Origin of the sequence: Undibacterium sp. Rencai35W (assembly GCF_049340185.1) — a bacterium.
GTDB lineage: Bacteria > Pseudomonadota > Gammaproteobacteria > Burkholderiales > Burkholderiaceae_D > Undibacterium.
Window position 1 is genome coordinate 74737 of record NZ_JBMPPC010000004.1, and the last position, 17163, is coordinate 91899.

At 50.7% G+C, this 17163-nt stretch carries 10 protein-coding genes; 5 read left to right on the forward strand and 5 right to left on the reverse strand.

From position 1 onward, the window contains the following. Window positions 1-53 precede the first annotated feature (53 nt). Window positions 54-365, forward strand: coding sequence for a high-potential iron-sulfur protein (locus ACO0K3_RS09975; RefSeq protein ID WP_422984169.1), 312 nt, complete (start codon window positions 54-56; stop codon window positions 363-365). Window position 366: 1 nt separating this feature from the next. Next, window positions 367-1077: an SDR family NAD(P)-dependent oxidoreductase gene (locus ACO0K3_RS09980; protein ID WP_422984171.1), complete on the forward strand. Its 711-nt coding sequence runs from the start codon at window positions 367-369 to the stop codon at window positions 1075-1077. Window positions 1078-1093: 16 nt separating this feature from the next. Here ACO0K3_RS09980 and ACO0K3_RS09985 read toward each other — a convergent pair whose 3' ends face one another. Beyond that, a complete protein-coding gene (locus ACO0K3_RS09985; RefSeq protein WP_422984173.1) occupies window positions 1094-1714 on the reverse strand; it encodes a TetR/AcrR family transcriptional regulator in 621 nt (206 codons plus the stop codon). Window positions 1715-1965: 251 nt separating this feature from the next. Between ACO0K3_RS09985 and ACO0K3_RS09990 the strand changes: the two genes are divergently transcribed. Further along, on the forward strand, window positions 1966-3036 hold the full coding sequence (locus tag ACO0K3_RS09990; protein WP_422984175.1) for an MBL fold metallo-hydrolase: 1071 nt from the start codon (window positions 1966-1968) through the stop codon (window positions 3034-3036). An 84-nt stretch (window positions 3037-3120) separates the two neighbouring features. Here the strand turns inward: ACO0K3_RS09990 and ACO0K3_RS09995 are convergent, their stop codons facing one another. After that, window positions 3121-3693 carry a BON domain-containing protein gene (locus tag ACO0K3_RS09995; protein WP_422984177.1) on the reverse strand — a complete coding sequence of 191 codons (573 nt, stop codon included), beginning with the start codon at window positions 3691-3693 and terminating at the stop codon, window positions 3121-3123. A 512-nt stretch (window positions 3694-4205) separates the two neighbouring features. On the opposite strand from ACO0K3_RS09995, the gene ACO0K3_RS10000 reads away from it, so the two are divergent. Continuing rightward, on the forward strand, window positions 4206-5063 hold the full coding sequence (locus ACO0K3_RS10000; protein ID WP_422984823.1) for a YihY/virulence factor BrkB family protein: 858 nt from the start codon (window positions 4206-4208) through the stop codon (window positions 5061-5063). A gap of 233 nt (window positions 5064-5296) precedes the next feature. On the opposite strand, the gene ACO0K3_RS10005 is transcribed toward ACO0K3_RS10000, so the two are convergent. Together ACO0K3_RS10005 and ACO0K3_RS10010 are read right to left on the reverse strand one after the other, a co-directional pair. Next, window positions 5297-6358 carry an OmpA family protein gene (locus tag ACO0K3_RS10005; RefSeq protein ID WP_422984179.1) on the reverse strand — a complete coding sequence of 354 codons (1062 nt, stop codon included), beginning with the start codon at window positions 6356-6358 and terminating at the stop codon, window positions 5297-5299. Window positions 6359-6748: 390 nt separating this feature from the next. Then, window positions 6749-15664 carry a GH36-type glycosyl hydrolase domain-containing protein gene (locus tag ACO0K3_RS10010; RefSeq protein ID WP_422984181.1) on the reverse strand — a complete coding sequence of 2972 codons (8916 nt, stop codon included), beginning with the start codon at window positions 15662-15664 and terminating at the stop codon, window positions 6749-6751. A 386-nt stretch (window positions 15665-16050) separates the two neighbouring features. Here ACO0K3_RS10010 and ACO0K3_RS10015 point away from each other — a divergent pair, with 386 nt between their 5' ends. Beyond that, window positions 16051-16236, forward strand: coding sequence for a CsbD family protein (locus tag ACO0K3_RS10015; protein ID WP_422954866.1), 186 nt, complete (start codon window positions 16051-16053; stop codon window positions 16234-16236). A gap of 120 nt (window positions 16237-16356) precedes the next feature. On the opposite strand, the gene ACO0K3_RS10020 is transcribed toward ACO0K3_RS10015, so the two are convergent. Continuing rightward, on the reverse strand, window positions 16357-17067 hold the full coding sequence (locus ACO0K3_RS10020) for a Crp/Fnr family transcriptional regulator (RefSeq protein WP_422984184.1): 711 nt from the start codon (window positions 17065-17067) through the stop codon (window positions 16357-16359). Between the last annotated feature and the right edge of the window lie 96 nt (window positions 17068-17163).

Consider the following 17163-nt stretch of genomic DNA (forward strand, 5'->3'; position numbering starts at 1 on the left):
TACTTTGTCCCAGAACAACCACCCACCCTCAAGCCACTCGCCAAGGATGCATCATGACCACACGCAGACAATTCATTTTCACGACACTCCCGACCGCCGCCGTTTTACTCAGCAGCTCCGGTATGGCAACGGCACAAGCAGCCAAGCTCGAGGAAAGCGATGCCATCGCCACCGCACTGGGTTATAAACACGATGCCAGCAAAGTAGACGCGAAAAAATACGCGACTTTTGCCGCCGGACGCAACTGCGGTAACTGCCAATTGTTTCAGGGCAAAGCAGGTGACGCCTGGGGTGTCTGCGGTGCCGTCGGTGGCAAGCAAGTAAATGCCAAAGGCTGGTGCAGTGCCTGGAATAAAAAAGCCTGATATGGCCGGAATGTCTTCCTTCAACGCAGGTGGAGTGTGTGTCGTAATCGGCTCCACCGGCGGTATTGGTCAGGCACTGCTGACAGCGCTGCAAACCTCAACAGCCTTCGCTCAGGTTATTCCTCTGAGCCGCCAGAGCACGCCAGCGCTGGATCTGCTCGACGAAGCGCAGATCGAGTCCTGCGCGAACTATGTTGCGGCATTAGGTGAGATACGCCTGATCATCGACGCCACAGGATTACTGCACAACGAGCGCCTGCAGCCTGAAAAAAGCTTGCGCCAGATTGATGCGGTTCAGATGGCGGAGTCGTTCGCGATTAACGCGATCGGTCCGGCGTTGCTGATGAAGCATTTTTTGCCTTTGTTGCCACGCGAAGGCAAAGCTGTGTTCGCCAGTTTATCTGCCAAGGTTGGTAGTATCGGGGACAATCAGCTTGGCGGCTGGTATAGCTATCGTGCCTCAAAAGCGGCATTAAATCAGCTTGTACACACAGCGGCAATTGAATTACACCGTCGCCAGCCAGCAGCGATTTGTGTCGCACTGCATCCGGGCACGGTGCACACCCGTTTGTCGTCTGCCTTCAGTAAGTCTGGCCTGGAAGTACAAACACCGGAGCTGGCAGCGGAACGACTTCTCGATGTGATCGACAGGTTGCTGCCGGAGAATTCCGGTGGCTTCTTCGATTATCGTGGTGAATCATTGCCCTGGTAGCGGGCAGGTGCTGAACTTAGCCGACCGTGCTCACAGCAAGGTAAGCTAGAAACATATCGACAGCGGTTTGTATCACTGCCGCTTGTTGCGTATCGGTCAGAGGAGGCTGTCCCATTGCGATTTGCGGCCAGAATGCAAATGCCTTGATTTGTCCTTGCAGCATGTGGGCCGCGAATTCCGGGTCGATGTCTCTGATCTGTCCATCGGCTTGCGCAGCGCGCAGCCAGGTGGTGACACCCTCTTCGCGAGCTCCCATGCGGGCGATCATCTCTTGCGCCCGCACCGGATCGTGGATGGCTGTTGCAATCGCCACTCTGGCCAGATCCATAAAGCTCTTGTCGTTCAGCATGCTCATTTTTTGCTGCATCAAAGCCATCAACTGCTCACGCAGGGCCTGACCTGGCTGATAACGAATCTCGGCAAGTGCAGCGCTGCTGTCCCAGAGCTGCAACAAAATTGCCTCAAACAAATCGTCTTTGCTGGGAAAATGGTTATACACCGTGCGCTTGGAAACGGCTGCACTGGCCGCAATTTTGTCCATGCTGGTGGCATCAAAACCATGTGCCAGGAATTCGGCAATCGCCGCCTGCAAAATAGCTTCGCGCTTACGGTCAGTCAGACGCAGAGGAATCGACATAAAAATGTTTTTGAATGCTTTTTAACTAAGGATTTAAATATTTTACACTGATTAGTTTACTTTTCGTGATTTTGCTTTTAAAATGAAACTACACTGTGTAGTGTAATTGAGACGAAAACCGATTGAGCTCACATGGATCAACCTCCATTAACATTAATCACCTTAGTCAACATCAATCAACCTCAATCAGGTTCCAGCATCCTGATCACCTTTTCATCTCGAACGACATACACCGGATTAGCAGCATATAAATGATTAGCGTTTCTCTGACAGGACTATTGATTATGGCAACCCGCACGATGACCGTCTGCACCACCTCCCTCGCTTATGCGGAATCGCCTCAACGCGCCGCAGGCAAATTCAGAAATGCCGCCTCCATGGTTCGTCCGGGATTCGTCAAAACCATGCAGATCATGTGGCGCTTTATGTTTCATAAGCCCGCCGGTACCGTGCCAGCGCAACCGATTCCTGTAAACGCCTTGAGCCGCGACGATTTGCTCGCCGCGCCGGATCGCTCGCTGTACCGTCTCGGCCACTCCACGATGTTGCTGAAATTACGAGGCGAATTCTGGCTGACCGATCCTGTATTCTCTGATCGCGCGTCTCCAGTGCAGTGGATGGGGCCGCAACGCTTTCATCAGACGCCGATCAGTATTCAGGATCTGCCACCGATCAAAGCCGTGATTCTGTCGCACGATCATTACGACCATCTCGACTATGACGCTATCCTGCAACTGGCAGAGAAGGTAGAGCATTTCCTGACACCGCTGGGCGTGGGCGATACGCTGATCAAATGGGGGATTCCTGCCCATAAAATTCAACAGCTGGACTGGTGGGAAAACACGCACGTGCATGGGGTTCAACTGGTAGCCGCACCATCCCAGCATTTTTCGGGACGCGGACTGTTCGACGGCAACCAGACCTTGTGGGCATCCTGGATCATCATGGATGACGATACCCGCGTATTTTTCAGCGGTGATACCGGTTACTTCGATGGTTTTAAAACGATAGGTGATAAATACGGCCCATTCGACCTCACCCTGATAGAAACCGGCGCTTACGATAAGGAATGGCCGGACATCCACATGCAACCGGAACAAACGCTGCAAGCCCATCTGGACTTGCGCGGCAAACAACTCGTACCGATTCACAACGGCACCTTCGATCTGGCAATGCACGTATGGCAAGAACCGTTTGAACGTATCGTCGAACTGGCAGAACAGAAGCAAGTGAAGATCAGTACGCCGGAAATGGGCGAACGATTGGATCTGACAGCGCCACATTCAGGCCAGCATTGGTGGAATAAATCATTGCGTCAATAGTTGACGGACCTAGCGGAGATCGCCGCCTGATACGCCAGCGTCAACGGGCGAAGCGGCGATGTCCTGTCACTATTTTATCTGTCACTATTTTTTTACACTCATCTGATTCGACACTTTCTGCACGCCCTCTACACCTTTGGCGACCTCAGTGGCGCGTGCGATTTGCGTTTCGCTGTCGACAAAACCGCTGAGCTGCACATCGCCTTTACTCGTGACAACGCCGATATCAAAACTTTTTACAGCAGAGTCGGCGAGTAATACTGATTTCACTTTGGCAGTAATGACGCCATCGTCAATTTTATTACCGATGGTCCTCGGGCTCTCTTTGATCAGCAATTTATTGTCAACGCCGGTCACACCCTCGACTACACGGGTCAGCGCAACGCTCTTGTCGATTTGCGTCTGATTGTCGACAAAGCCGCTTAGCATCACTTCCCCTTTACGCACTGCAACCTTGATGTCATAGCCCTTGATATCGCTATCAGCCATCAATGCGGAGGATACTTTTGTGCTAACTACCGTATCGTCGACCTGAGTACCCACCGTGATTGCCGGGGCGGATGGTCCGGCGATATCCGTCGGTTTATTACACGCGCTCAGTGTCAGAAACAGGGCGCTGGCAACACCGAAGGAAAGTGCCGTAGTTAATTTTTTCATCGCAATATGTCCGATCTTTATGAAGTAAGTAAGGTAAGTTCTGTGTGTCAGAAGGAGAAAGCCAGTAATACCCAATCCGATGCCAAATTCAATCTCAACAATGTGCATCGCCGGCAAGAACCCTGACAGAGATACATAGTGTTCATCCGCAATCGCTGCGCTGATTGCGCTTGTACTGAGTTAGCAACTAAGTTTGTACTCAACTTGTATTCAGCTCATGATGATGATCGCCGCTTTCCACATGGTGCTCTGTTCGCTAGCGTACCTACCGCTCAAAATAGTTCAGGCATGCTGCGAAGATGCACTTACTACGCCTGCGTGTCTTGCAGCGACCACTACTTTTCCACATTCATCGTGCGCTATCTTGCAAACCTTGTTAGCGGACTACACGAATCATTCACCGGAAATTGCGCTCCATGACGTCACACTATCGCCGACTCTTACAACAGCTCAGCTCAGTCACACATACCGTGCGTGACACTATTTTTTTATTACCGTCGTCGGTTAAGCTGATGTGCACCGTGATCGGTCGCGCCATCGAACAATGGATACATCATCGTGCAGCGAGTAAAGGTGCGGCACTGGCTTTTTATACCTTGTTTTCGATGGCACCGATTCTGGTTCTGGTACTCGCCATCGCTGGATTTTTTTATGGTCAAAAAGCAGCGCAAGGCGAAATATTGAATCAGTTACAGGGACTTGTCGGACGCAGTGGCGCGGAGGCAATTCAATTGCTGTTAGCTGGCGCACGCAATCCTGAAGAAGGCCGGCTGGCAACGCTGCTGGCCACACTATTACTATTAATCGGCGCAACCAGTGTATTTGCCGAATTAAAAGAAAGTCTGGATGAAATCTGGCAAGTCCCTAAGCTGAAGCAGCCCGGCCTGTGGCGACTATTACGTACGCGCTTGCTATCATTTGGCTTGATACTCGTGCTGGCATTTTTACTGCTGGTCTCGCTCATCATCAGTGCAGCACTGGTATTTCTTGAGCATTACTGGAGCGGCATTCAGATCGATATCGCGCTACTCCTGATTCCGATTTCATCACTGGTCGGCTTTGCAGTGATTGCCTCTCTATTTGCCGTCATTTTTAAAATGCTGCCACAAGTACGCTTATCCTGGCGCGATGTCTGGATCGGCGCGCTAGGTACGGCGGCACTCTTCTCTATTGGCAAATATGGGATTGGTCTCTACATCGGGAACAGCGGTGTCGCAACCAGTTTCGGTGCTGCAGGATCGATGATTGCACTGCTACTGTGGGTGTATTATTCGGCACAGATTTTTTTACTGGGCGCGGAATTCACGCGCCAGTATGCGCTGGTGTTTGGCAGCTTACGACCTGATAGAAAATTCTATACTCCTATTTAGTATATTTTCAACCACCAACGGTATAAAGCGAAATAAGGCCTATTTAATGACAATATAGGGGGAGTATATAATTTTACTTAAAATCTCTACTCAATAATTGCTCCATACACTCAAGCCCACAACGATCTGACTACCTCCCAGGCAAGCGCATAAAAAAAGCCTCGCCATAACCAACTAGCGAGGCCCAAAAATCGTCACTCAGTTCAGTGACGACCGCTCTTACTCTATGGCGATTACTGCACGCGGCGTTCTATCGTAATTTGTTCTACTTCGACGCGACGATTCGGCTCCAGACAAACGATCAGGGCAACGCGATTTTTCTCTGTACATTGCACAACCGGATTCGATTCGCCCTTACCTTGTGCGGATAAGCGAGTCAGTGCCACACCTTTATCGACCAGATAAGCTTTCACGACATCAGCACGACGTTGCGACAACTTCATATTGTATTTATCCGTACCCAGGCGATCGGTATAACCGGTAATCACGACATCACTGATCTGCGAGTTGGTGTTCAGCACACCCGCGATCTCGTCAAGCTTTGGCTGTGGCCCATTCAACGCTGCGCTGTCAAAACCAAATAATTCAGTCGCCGACAAAGTCACTTTTTCAAAGCGCGGTGGCATTGGTGCAGGTGCTGGCATCGGCATTGGTGCAGGGCGAGTTTCTGAAATGACTAAGGCGTCAGGTGCAGGAGCTGGCTCCACGCGCGCAGCACGTTGTACTGGCTTGTCAAAGCTAAACACCAGACCGACATTCAGATAATTATTATTCGAATGACTAAACCCCAAATCATCGCCGCGAATAAAGCCATGCACACGACGCAGATCAGCCTGTATTGCTAACTGATCGGTAAAACCATATTGAAAACCGATACCGGCATTCATATACGGCGATGTTTGGGATTTTTCTACCAGCGGCGTATTGATCTTGTCGTATTGCGCACCTGCGCCGATTAACAGAAACGGACGAAAACTCTTACGAGAGAACATATACAAGGCATCGACACCCAAAGTATTTTGCTGATAACGCGTACCGTTATCACGCTGACGACCATAGCTGGTGCCGAATTGCAGATCCCAGTCAGGAGAATACGCACGACCAAAACGGATCGCCGCAGCTTCGCCATGACCCGTCACACCAAAATGGGTATCGGCATCAATCGCACCCAGACTAGGTGCGACATACCATGATGGATTGTACTCATAATTTTCTGGCGAACGTTGTGCCATGCTGCTGCCAACGACACCGCATAATAGTGACACGGCGAGTGCGATTTTATGGAATTTTTGCATTTTGAAACCTTTAGATGATGAACAGAATAGGAAATAAATTCGAGCAATACATTGCTGACCAAAGAGAAAAGGAAGAGTGATTCTTGTCGTTCTCATGACAGCGCATAAGAACGGAGCTTACGGACAGACACACCGGGTCTCTGTTCGGTAACTCACATAGATGTAAAAAAATTCAATGTGTAGTATCGGTTGTATAGATGACGTCCGTGGCAATCCGCCACCATGTTTACCCCAGAGTTAACAAGCATTCGTAATGCCTGTGCCGCGGATACGCAGACCTCATCCCTGGCGATGGCATGAGTTCTGCGTCCTTAACAAACCGGTAGAGTCGACCCGACCGAGAAAATCGAGACTGGATAAAATCACTGATAATGTGGATAGAACAAAAAACTATTGCGTCATGTAGTCAATACGTAATTCCACCTGATGATCCTGACCATCATTCACCATGTGAAGCAATGGTGACTCTTGTGCGACGCCATCGAGCGTAAGCGACATTGCCTCACTCTCGGTGTGGCTCGTGGAGACGACAATGTGATAGGTAGTATCCCTGTAGCGGTAATGGATTTTAAAATGCGTCCACTCAGCGGGCAGACAAGGATTAAAACGAAGCTGATCACCCTCCAGCGTAATACCCAGCAGCGACTCCAATATCAGCCGGTACATCCAGCCAGACGAGCCGGTGTACCAGGTCCAGCCGCCGCGTCCTATATGCGGACTGACACCATAAACATCCGCGGCGATAACATACGGCTCAACTTTGTAAAGTGATACCTGATCGGCGGTACGCGCATGATTGACAGGATTGATCATGTCAAATAACTCCCAGGCACGCTGGCTGTCACCGAGCTTTGCGAACGCCATTGCCGTCCAGATCGCTGCATGGGTGTATTGCCCGCCATTCTCCCTGACACCCGGCACATAGCCGCGGATATAGCCCGGATTCTGATCCGAATGATCAAATGGCGGGTCAAGTAACTGAATCAGCAAATCTTTGCGACGCACCAGCCGCTGATCGACTGCCAGCATCGCCGCACGGGAACGGACGGGATCGCCGGCACCGGATAACACCGACCAGCTTTGCGAAATAGAATCAATCTGACATTCGTCGTTAGTGGCAGAACCAAGAGGCGTGCCATCGTCAAAATACGCGCGACGATACCAGTCACCATCCCACGCATGTTGTTCAATATTTTTTTGCAATCGCGCCGCCTCACTCCGGCAGCGATCCGAAAATACCTGATCCAGACGCTGATCTGCCAACCCGGCAAAACGCATCAATACCTGATACAGGAAAAATGCCAGCCAGACGCTCTCCCCCTTCCCTTCTGCACCGACCTTGTCCATGCCGTCATTCCAGTCACACGAGCCAATCAGCGGCAAGCCATGTACGCCGTAGCGTAAACCATGAGTAATCGCACGGACACAATGCTCATACAGCGTCGCAGTATCGTTAGACTGACCAGGTAAGTCGTAGTAGGAATCTTCATCAAAATTAACTTGCCGCCCTTCCAGAAAGCTGATTTTTTCATCGAGCACTTTGTAGTCACGCGTACTGCTCACATACCGGCAAGTCGCCAACGGCAACCATAGATAATCGTCTGAACAATGTGTACGGACGCCACGATTGGTCGGTGGATGCCACCAGTGTTGGACATCTCCCTCAATAAATTGATGAGCTGCACACAGCACCAGATGCTCACGCGCGAGCTGCGGTTGCGTATGAATCAGCGCCATCACATCCTGTAACTGATCACGAAATCCAAAGGCTCCGCCGGACTGATAAAAGCCACTACGCGCCCACAACCGGCAGGCAAGTGTCTGATACATCAACCAGCCATTCGTCAATATATTCAGAGAGAGATCAGGCGTCTCTACCTGTACCGCGCCTAAAGTCGTCTCCCAATACTGCTTGATAGCAGTGAGTACATCAGCCGCCGCACTAGTCCCGCGGAAGCGTCGTATCAAATTGCTGACGTCAGCACTGCGCTGCCCTGCGGTACCGAGCAAGAAAATAATTTCACGCTGCTCACCATCGGCCAGATCAAACGGAATCTGGATTGCGGCACACGGATCTAAACCCGCACCCAGCTTGCCTGACAAGCGTGTCCGGTTCATCGCAGCAGGATGTCGCAAGCTGCCATTGCGACCGATGAACTCGGTACGGTCGCCACTCATACTCAAGGTCATCGCATCGGCATAGAAAAAAGCAGTACGATCACAAAATTCTGCGTTATACGAATTACGGGCAAAGATGGCACCGGTCGCGGGATCGGCCTCAGTCACAATATGCATCACCGATTTTTGCCGTACATCACCGAGCACCCACTCGACATAACCAGTCGCCGATAACAACCGGGTTGCGCCAGAGTCATTGCGTACTTTGAGTACCGAAAATTTAATGGCGTCGTTTAATGCGACATACACAGACAGCTCAGATTTAATGCCGTCCTCAACGTGCTCAAAGACACTGTATCCAAAACCATGACGGGTCACATACTCACCCTGACCACGACAAGGCAAGGGGGTCGGTGACCAGTAGTGACCGCTCTCTTCATCACGTAAATAAAATACTTCACCGCCGCCATCCGATACCGGATCATTCGACCACGGTGTCAGGCGAAACTCGTGGGCGTTCTCACCCCAGGTATAAGCTTGTCCGCTCTCGGAGATCACACTACCGAAATGAGAATTCGCCAATACATTGACCCAAGGTGCGGGTGTTGTATTGGCGGCGGACGTTGTGATGACATATTCACGGCCGTCGGGAGAAAATCCACCGGTACCGTTGAATAAAACGAGATCGTTGCGAGCGGGCGGCATCGCCGGTACTGGAGTCTGCACCGGCACATGTGATTTACTCAGGGTCAGCAAAGGCATACGCACTTCAACTTGTGCGCGACGATTAATCTGTTCAGCCAGTGTGCCACGTGTATCGGACAAGATGGCGCGCGCCACGGATTGCAACAAGATACGATCGTCATTCGGTATCTGATCTGCCAGACGGACAAAAATTCCACCAGGTCGTTCCATGGCATGCGGCTCGATGCCGGAGGCGACCAAGCCCATGATCTGGTCTTGCAGGATTTGACGATAACCAGCCCTGTCTTCATTCCAGATCACCAGATCCACCGCTAGGCCTTTCATACGCCAGTAAGCATGTGCCTGCACCATCTGGCGGACTAGCTCTATATTTTCAACGTCACTGATCTGTAGCAGCACAATCGGCAAATCGCCAGAAATTGCATAGCTCCATAAACCAGACTGACCGCGCCGATTCTTGACAAGAATACTGGCGTCGGCACGTAACAGGGCATTAGAATAAATCACTGAGTTTGCCAGGCGCCCATATAACTGGGCATCGGCCTCGCTTGCATTCAACTGGCGCAGAACCACATGACTATGAGTCCAGGCCAGTTCAAATACCCGGTCTGCCAGATGCAGATCCTGATATTTATCGATCAGTCCAAGCACCTGATCACGGGTTTCTGCTACCCCCGTGACCATATCAACGATGACGGTTTGTTCTGGCTCCAGCCGGATCTGATGGCGAATCGCGACAACAGGATCAAGTACCGATCCTTGATTTCCGGATAAAGTTTTTTGTGTCATTGCGAAGGGAGACTGGCTCGTGTTACCACGACCAATAAAAGCCATCCGATCGGTCTCATATGATGTCGCTTCGCTCGTTGCGCCGTGTATTGCCATTAAATGAAACATCGATGGCGTAAAGTCACTTTCAGAGCGGGGACGGCGACGACAAATAATGGCACTCTCTTGCGGTAAAATTTCTGTTTGCACGAAGAGATTACTGAATGCCGGATGCATATTGTCTGCCGCCGCAGGCGCTAATACGACCTCGGCATAACTGGTGATATCAATCGTTCTGGTCACTCGCGACCGGTTAGTGATACGGGTGCGACGCATTTCAATATCATCTTCGGGTGAGACGACAATCGTGGTGTAGGTTTCCAGTCCGTTATCCTGACGGCGATACTCGGCACGCCCCTCAGAAAAAATGACCTCATAAGATTTTGATGGCTGTAAAGTCGGCTGATAAGCACTCGACCAATAACTGCCGTTCGATAAATCGCGGACATAGCAAAAACTACCCCAGTTATCGCAGGTACTGTCTTCACGCCAGCGTGTAATCGCCAGATCGCGCCACCGGCTATAGCTGCCGCCGTTATTCGTGACCATCACGTTGTAGCGGCCATTCGACAGCAACTGCACCTCGGGTATCCGCAAATCGACTTTAGTGATAATGCGCATCGGCATCTCTTGCTCACCGGCGGCCGAACGGATATCGGCGAGTTCTGTCGTATTGGAATAAAACGCGCTTGGTTTTGGGATGCGCTCCTTGAGCAGCAATAAGGTCGCCTGAAACAAAGGATCCGAGACGAAACGTCGCTGCATAGGACGATCCAGCAACACATATTCCAGAGACAATAAACTCATCCCCTGATGATGTGCCATATATGAACGGATCAGCGCCTGAGTCTGTCCGCGCGGCAGTCGCGAGGGCGTGTAATCAATCGCCTCATACATACCGAAGCTACCCTCCGCCCCCTCTCTGGACAGACGCTGTAAGTTCTCGCAAGCCTGCTCTGGCACCACCATCAGCGCCAGCATAGATGCGTAGGGAGCGACAACCAGATCATCACCGAGGCCACGTTTTAAGCCCAGACCCGGGACACCGAAAGCCCGGTACTGATAATTTAGACTCGCATCAAATGCATGGTAACCAGACTCAGAAATACCCCATGGAACAGCGCGCTGTGCTCCATATTCTATCTGTCGCTGTACGACGGACTTATACGTCTGGTCGAGCAGGGTATTATCAAAATTAGGCATCACCAGCAACGGCATCAGATACTCAAACATCGAGCCACTCCACGATAAGAGAATCGGCTCACCTCCTGCCAGTGTTAATTGACGACCCAAGGCAAACCAGGTCTCTTGCGGCAACTGTCCCTGTGCAATAGCGACAAAACTACACAAGCGTGCCTCTGATGCGAGCAAATCGTAGCACCCAGTGTCCAGGCGACGATCTGCAACGTTATAGCCAATCGCTAATAAATGCGTGGTCGGCTCATATAAAAAACCATATTCCATCCGTGCAAACTCAACCGCCTGCAATGCCAGTTGCTGGATCTCTGTAATACGTTCGTTAGCCCGCACGCTTCCCTGCGTCACCAGATCAGACAGCCTCACCCATAATTCGGGAGCATCTGTTTCCGCGATTCCAGAACCGTTCATGCGGGCGATCATCGGTAGTATCTCTACGCCGAATCGGGCCAGCTCACTCAATGTCGGAGCTAACGTTAATATGGCGATATCCTTACTCATTTGCCTCAAACTAGGCTCCGCTAGCCACGGCGCGAGAAACAGTAAATCATCCCGGGCATCCGCGCACTGACGCACCAGCGCCTGGGCCCAGTACAGTTGCTGCTGTTTTTTCTCCGGTGCAGTTGGGACAAAATTGACAGGGATAATCATCGGCAAAATGACCTTATCTACTAATTTATCCACAACCAGGCCGCTATGCTTCTCAATCTGCTCCTGAATGTCGAGTGCCTTGTGTTCCAATAAATCAAGCATCGCTATCGCAGCATACAAATCCTGCTGGCCTGAGGTACCAGCATGGCAAGCGTCTTCAATACAATGATGAAAAGCCTGTATCTCCTCGGTAGGTTCGACATCCATACTCTCAATTAATACCTGAAAAGTATGATTGATCCCCTGAAAAACGGTCGCTGACAAAACCGGCTGATCCTGCAATTGAAGCAAGCCGACTTTCAGCGTTAACAGGTGACCTGCAAGATTACCGCTGTCGACCGTCGACACATACACGGGGTGCAAGGGCAATAAACTGATCGTGTCATACCAGTTATAGAAATGTCCCTGATAGCGCTCCAGTCGCCCCATCGTCGTCAGTGTATGAGCGCTGCGATCGAGCAACCGTCCCATAGGAAGATATGCAAAATCATAGGCAGACAAGTTGGCCAGTAAAGCGAGCCCGATATTCGTCGGTGAGGTACGGTGAGCGACCACAGCGACAGGTTGTTCTTGCATATTGTCAGGTGGCAACCAGTTGTCTGCCGGACCGACATAGCTGTCAAAGAAAGCCCAGGTTTTACGTGCAAGACGATGCAAAAAAACCTGGTGCCCGGCATCAAGTTCGGAGGTTTTTTTCATCACCGGGCGGCTCACCCACCAGGCAATCACCGGTGATGCTATCCACAGCAATACAAATGGAAATGCAAACGGCAATGTCGCAGGACGACCCCTCAGTAAAATGATGAGCAGACTAAAGGCAAAAACAGGCGCACTCCACATGCGCCGCAGAGAAGCGATCAGGCTGCCATTGGTATGCTGATTTGATTCGCTCGATGGCTGCCATTCCAGCATGCGCTGATGAGAAACTACCATACGCCAGACCGTACGCAGGATTGCATCCAGACTATAAAACGCTTCATAGGGAAGAAATGTCAGATTGAGCAATACATGCATCAGATGCCGCTGACTATTTCGCAGAGCAGCGAGTATGTGCTGCCTGATCAATACTTCACGGGATTTATTCAGCAAGGCGAGCAATGAGGCTGCCAGAGAAGGCAGGAAAAGAATTACTACGACAGCCACACTACCCACCCACGGTGACGGTAACAAAACCCAGGAAAAAACTAGTAGGGCAATCAAGACAGGCGCGATCAGACTACGGCGGACATTGTCTAGAATTTTCCAGCGCGACAGAATCGACAGCGGGTTCACTGTGGTACGTGGGCGAGCCTGTGTTTTGGTCCTTTGGTTCTCTGAACTGAGGACTGAGTCCAAGCTTTTATCTACGCTCATACCTCGACCAGTAACCGCTTTTTCAACCAAAGGAATATCTGGTAACAGCCAGGTTAGTATTTGCCAGTCGCCGCGAATCCAGCGGTGGCGGCGACTGACATCGGCGTAATAACGGGATGGATATTCTTCATGCAACTGCACATCGCTGATCAGGCCCGAGCGCGCATAACAGCCCTCTAACAGGTCATGACTGAGGATGCGGTTTTCCGGCAGTCTGGCACTCAGCGCCAGCTCAAAGGCATCAATATCGTAAATTCCTTTTCCGATAAATGAGCCTTCCTGAAACAAATCCTGATAAACGTCAGAGACTGAGCGGGTATACGGATCGATCCCAGCTTCACCACCGATCAGTTTTTCGTACAAGGACGCATTCGCACTCGGCAAACTAGACACTATACGAGGTTGCAAAATGCCGTAGCCTTCTACCACACACTGTCTGCTAGCATCATATACAGCCTGATTGAGCGGATGTGCGATCGTTGCAATGAACAGACGTGCAGAATCGCGTGGCAATTGCGTATCCGAATCCAGAGTAATTACATAGCGGATATCGGTCAGCAGCGAGACGTTACCAACGATATGGGTAAATAGGATATCGGTGCTACCACGTAAAAACGCGTTTAGATCCGATAGCTTGCCGCGCTTGCGCTCATAACCCATCCAGCACTGTTCTTGCGGGTTCCAGCGGCGTGGCCGATGCAAGAGAAAGAATGGGCTATGCGTGTCATTACCGTAGGTCTGGTTCAGTAAAGTGATTGCGCTCGTTGCCAGATGAATCAATATCTCATCCTGTACGGTCGTCTCCGTCGGCGCATCGGCCAGGTCGGTCAGCAAACAGAAAAACAGATTCTCATCGCGATTCGCCAGAAACCTGACCTCCAGTGCCTCACATAAACGATCAATCGTCAATTCATGCAGCAACATCGTCGGTACCACGACAATACTGCGCGCCTTGGCAGGGATCCCCAGAGAGAAATCCATCCGGGGTAAAGGATTTGGCGTAGTCAATATGGTCGCCACCCAATTGACCAGGGCAACCGCCAGCTGGCTACCGGCAAAGAATCCCAGGACGCCCAGTGTCGCCAAGCTCAGCTCACGCAATCCGTCATCATAAGATTTTTTAAGTAGCAGAATGGTGAACAAAGCAGTCAGCGTAAAGATGAGGCCCAGATAATACGAGGCAGATGCATCCTTATTTTTATTCAGAATTTTTTTGACATAGCCGTACTGCACATCGATCGCCTGCTCCAAGGCGGGCAATCCTTTACCTACTAGAAAATAACCAATATGTTCTTTGCGTGACGGTCCTTCTCCGCCAGTGCTTTGCCCGCTGTATTCTGCATCGGCCTTGTCAGCATCGCCGGATTTCACCTGCGATGACAAACGCAGCGCATGCTCTGCGACATCAACTTCACTGATCGCAGCATGTTTTGCAAGGCTCTCAATCACATGCCGGTAACGATCCCGCGTTGCAAAGTCCATCTCAGCATAAACGCCGGCATAGTCGCGTCGCAATACATGCTCGACATGACTCATAGTCTCGACAAAATCCCGCCAGTCCATAGCACCTAAGAAACGCAGACTGCCGATGCTATTGCTGATGGAGACTTGATCCGCGGCCTGTTGCTGTGTCTCCAGTTGCACTAACTGTTCTATCGTCAGGCCGGTCTCGGATAAGCGTTGCGCAACCCAGGTCAGCGGCAACGTCAATGCCGGACTCTGTCCCTGCAAACGACGTGCGACCTCAGCGACAAAGGAGCTATCAAGCAGAGGCTCAGACCGCGCCATATCTGCTACGAGCAAGATCAGGTTACCGGGTTCTTTATCAGCCGCATCGATCAGCTCGTCAGCCCAAGCATTCGCCAGATTACGGTTCACCCGGCACGTCGCAATCCGTGTCGCCACACGACGCAAGTTTTCGATTAATGCCAGGCGTAACATAATCGGGATCGCCCACAATTCACCCAGACGCAGCATAGTGACTTGCTGATACGCGGCGACAAACCGGCTTAAACCCTCAGGGTCAACCCGACCATCACCATGCGAAATCGTCTCCAGTGCAATGTCATATACACGCGGCTTACCTCCCGATGGCCCATTCGTCAGCCGTGGCAATTCCTTGCTATACCCTTTTGGCAAATGCTGTTTGGCAATACGTATTTGTTCTTCAATCAGATAAAAATTATCGAGCAGCCATTCGGCAGCGGGAGTGATCTGGCGGTTCTCTCTCAATGCAGCTGTCAGCGCAGCGCAGGCATCAATCAGAGCCTCTTCGTTAGCGGCCAGACGTGGCAATAACTGATCAGTAGACTTATCGGTGCCGATTTTATGTCGTCCTGCCAGAACACGGCCATGTGTCTCCATCTGGATGACACTAAACAACTCCGACTTCAATGGCGGAAGCTGGGGCTCGTCTTCCGAATAAGAGCGGGATCCGCTAGAGAGTTTTAACATGGCACTTTGGTGAAGAGGGACTTGTGGGTGGCCATATGACTAAGCAGCGTAAAGACAACATCGCCTGTAACTAACGACGACATGCTACGCAATGCCTGAACAATATGGGATGTCCGGTTCTGTTCTGCTGCTCCGGCACACAGAATGCAGATGCCTCTGTGAATAGAATAGCGATAGATGCTTATAACTGAGTAAAGAGAGTTACTCAGTGCGTCAGCGCACACAATGCACCGGAAAGACCAATGTACGATATCGAACAGACCAGCGCTGGCTGCACGCCTACTCTGATGCTACTGACGCTCTGCGCAGTGCATTTTCGAGGTAATGTCGATTGACCTGCCTTGAAACTGATAGGTGTAATCTGTCTCTCATCCAAGGAAAAGATCATGAACAAAGACCAAATCAAAGGTGTTGCCAAAGATATGTCTGGCAAGGTACAAGAACGTGCGGGTAAGCTGGTAGGCAATCGCGAACAGGAAGCCAAGGGTTTATTGAAACAGGCGCATGGCAAAGCAGAGAAAAAAATCGGCGATGCGAAAGAGATCATTAAGAACGCGATCAGTAAGCACTAAAACTAAAACCGTCAGCGCATCGATCTCCCTCGACAAGAGAGATGCGTTGATCCTAACGATCATGAATAACATGTAGGGCGTGGTCGATATGCGAATAAGCGATCAATCTAAGCTTCAAAATTAATGATTGCCGTCTCGCTGGCTAATCTCACGGATCAGGCGATAGCAGTCACAGCTCATATTCTCCAGACCTGATTCATCTAAAATTTTAATCTCACCGCGTGAATAACTGATTAACTGCAATCGCTGCAAGGTGACCGCCGCCTTTGTCACACCGACGCGTCGCACACCAAGTGATTGAGCAATAAATTCGTGCGTCAAATGAAATTCTTTTGATGCCAGATGATCCTTGGTAGTCAATAAATATCTCGCCAGGCGCGCTTCCAGTAAATGAAATTTACTGCACACGGCAATCTGTATGGTCTGCGCTAAAAATTGATTGATATACTCAAATAGGGCTAACTGCACCTGAGGATTTTTCTGCATCTCTAGCTGTAAAGCGGTAGCGCTGATTCTGACCGCGCTGCCGGTTTTTTGTACGATTGCCTTGGTGTAGTCGGGGTTTTTTCCCGACATCGCTGTGATACCGACCAAACCATCTTTGCCGATCAGACCTAACTCATGACTGGAATTCAGGTTCAATTTACCTGACAGACAAATAAGACTGGTTTCGGGAAAATAGATCGTGCTGACCTCTTCACCAGCGTCATGCAATACTTGTCCGCTTTGCAAAAGCACGCGATCCTGGTCAAAACTCAGAGGGTTCAATCCTGCCCGCAATAGGCGTCCCAGCAGGCTATTGACAACGGGTGGCCGGAACAGCTTATTCATCAAATTCTCCTGATGAGCTGCACACGATAATACGCGTTCAAACAGACTCAATATAATACTCAGGATACGTACTTCATCACACGATGTATGTACGAT

Bases quoted from the DNA above. Each gene is read 5' to 3' on its own strand.
- ACO0K3_RS09975 (WP_422984169.1), top strand. From the start codon at position 54: ATGACCACACGCAGACAATTCATTTTCACGACACTCCCGACCGCCGCC.
- ACO0K3_RS09980 (WP_422984171.1), top strand. From the start codon at position 367: ATGGCCGGAATGTCTTCCTTCAACGCAGGTGGAGTGTGTGTCGTAATC.
- ACO0K3_RS09985 (WP_422984173.1), bottom strand. From the start codon at position 1,714: ATGTCGATTCCTCTGCGTCTGACTGACCGTAAGCGCGAAGCTATTTTG.
- ACO0K3_RS09990 (WP_422984175.1), top strand. From the start codon at position 1,966: ATGATTAGCGTTTCTCTGACAGGACTATTGATTATGGCAACCCGCACG.
- ACO0K3_RS09995 (WP_422984177.1), bottom strand. From the start codon at position 3,693: ATGAAAAAATTAACTACGGCACTTTCCTTCGGTGTTGCCAGCGCCCTG.
- ACO0K3_RS10000 (WP_422984823.1), top strand. From the start codon at position 4,206: ATGTGCACCGTGATCGGTCGCGCCATCGAACAATGGATACATCATCGT.
- ACO0K3_RS10005 (WP_422984179.1), bottom strand. From the start codon at position 6,358: ATGCAAAAATTCCATAAAATCGCACTCGCCGTGTCACTATTATGCGGT.
- ACO0K3_RS10010 (WP_422984181.1), bottom strand. From the start codon at position 15,664: ATGTTAAAACTCTCTAGCGGATCCCGCTCTTATTCGGAAGACGAGCCC.
- ACO0K3_RS10015 (WP_422954866.1), top strand. From the start codon at position 16,051: ATGAACAAAGACCAAATCAAAGGTGTTGCCAAAGATATGTCTGGCAAG.
- ACO0K3_RS10020 (WP_422984184.1), bottom strand. From the start codon at position 17,067: ATGAATAAGCTGTTCCGGCCACCCGTTGTCAATAGCCTGCTGGGACGC.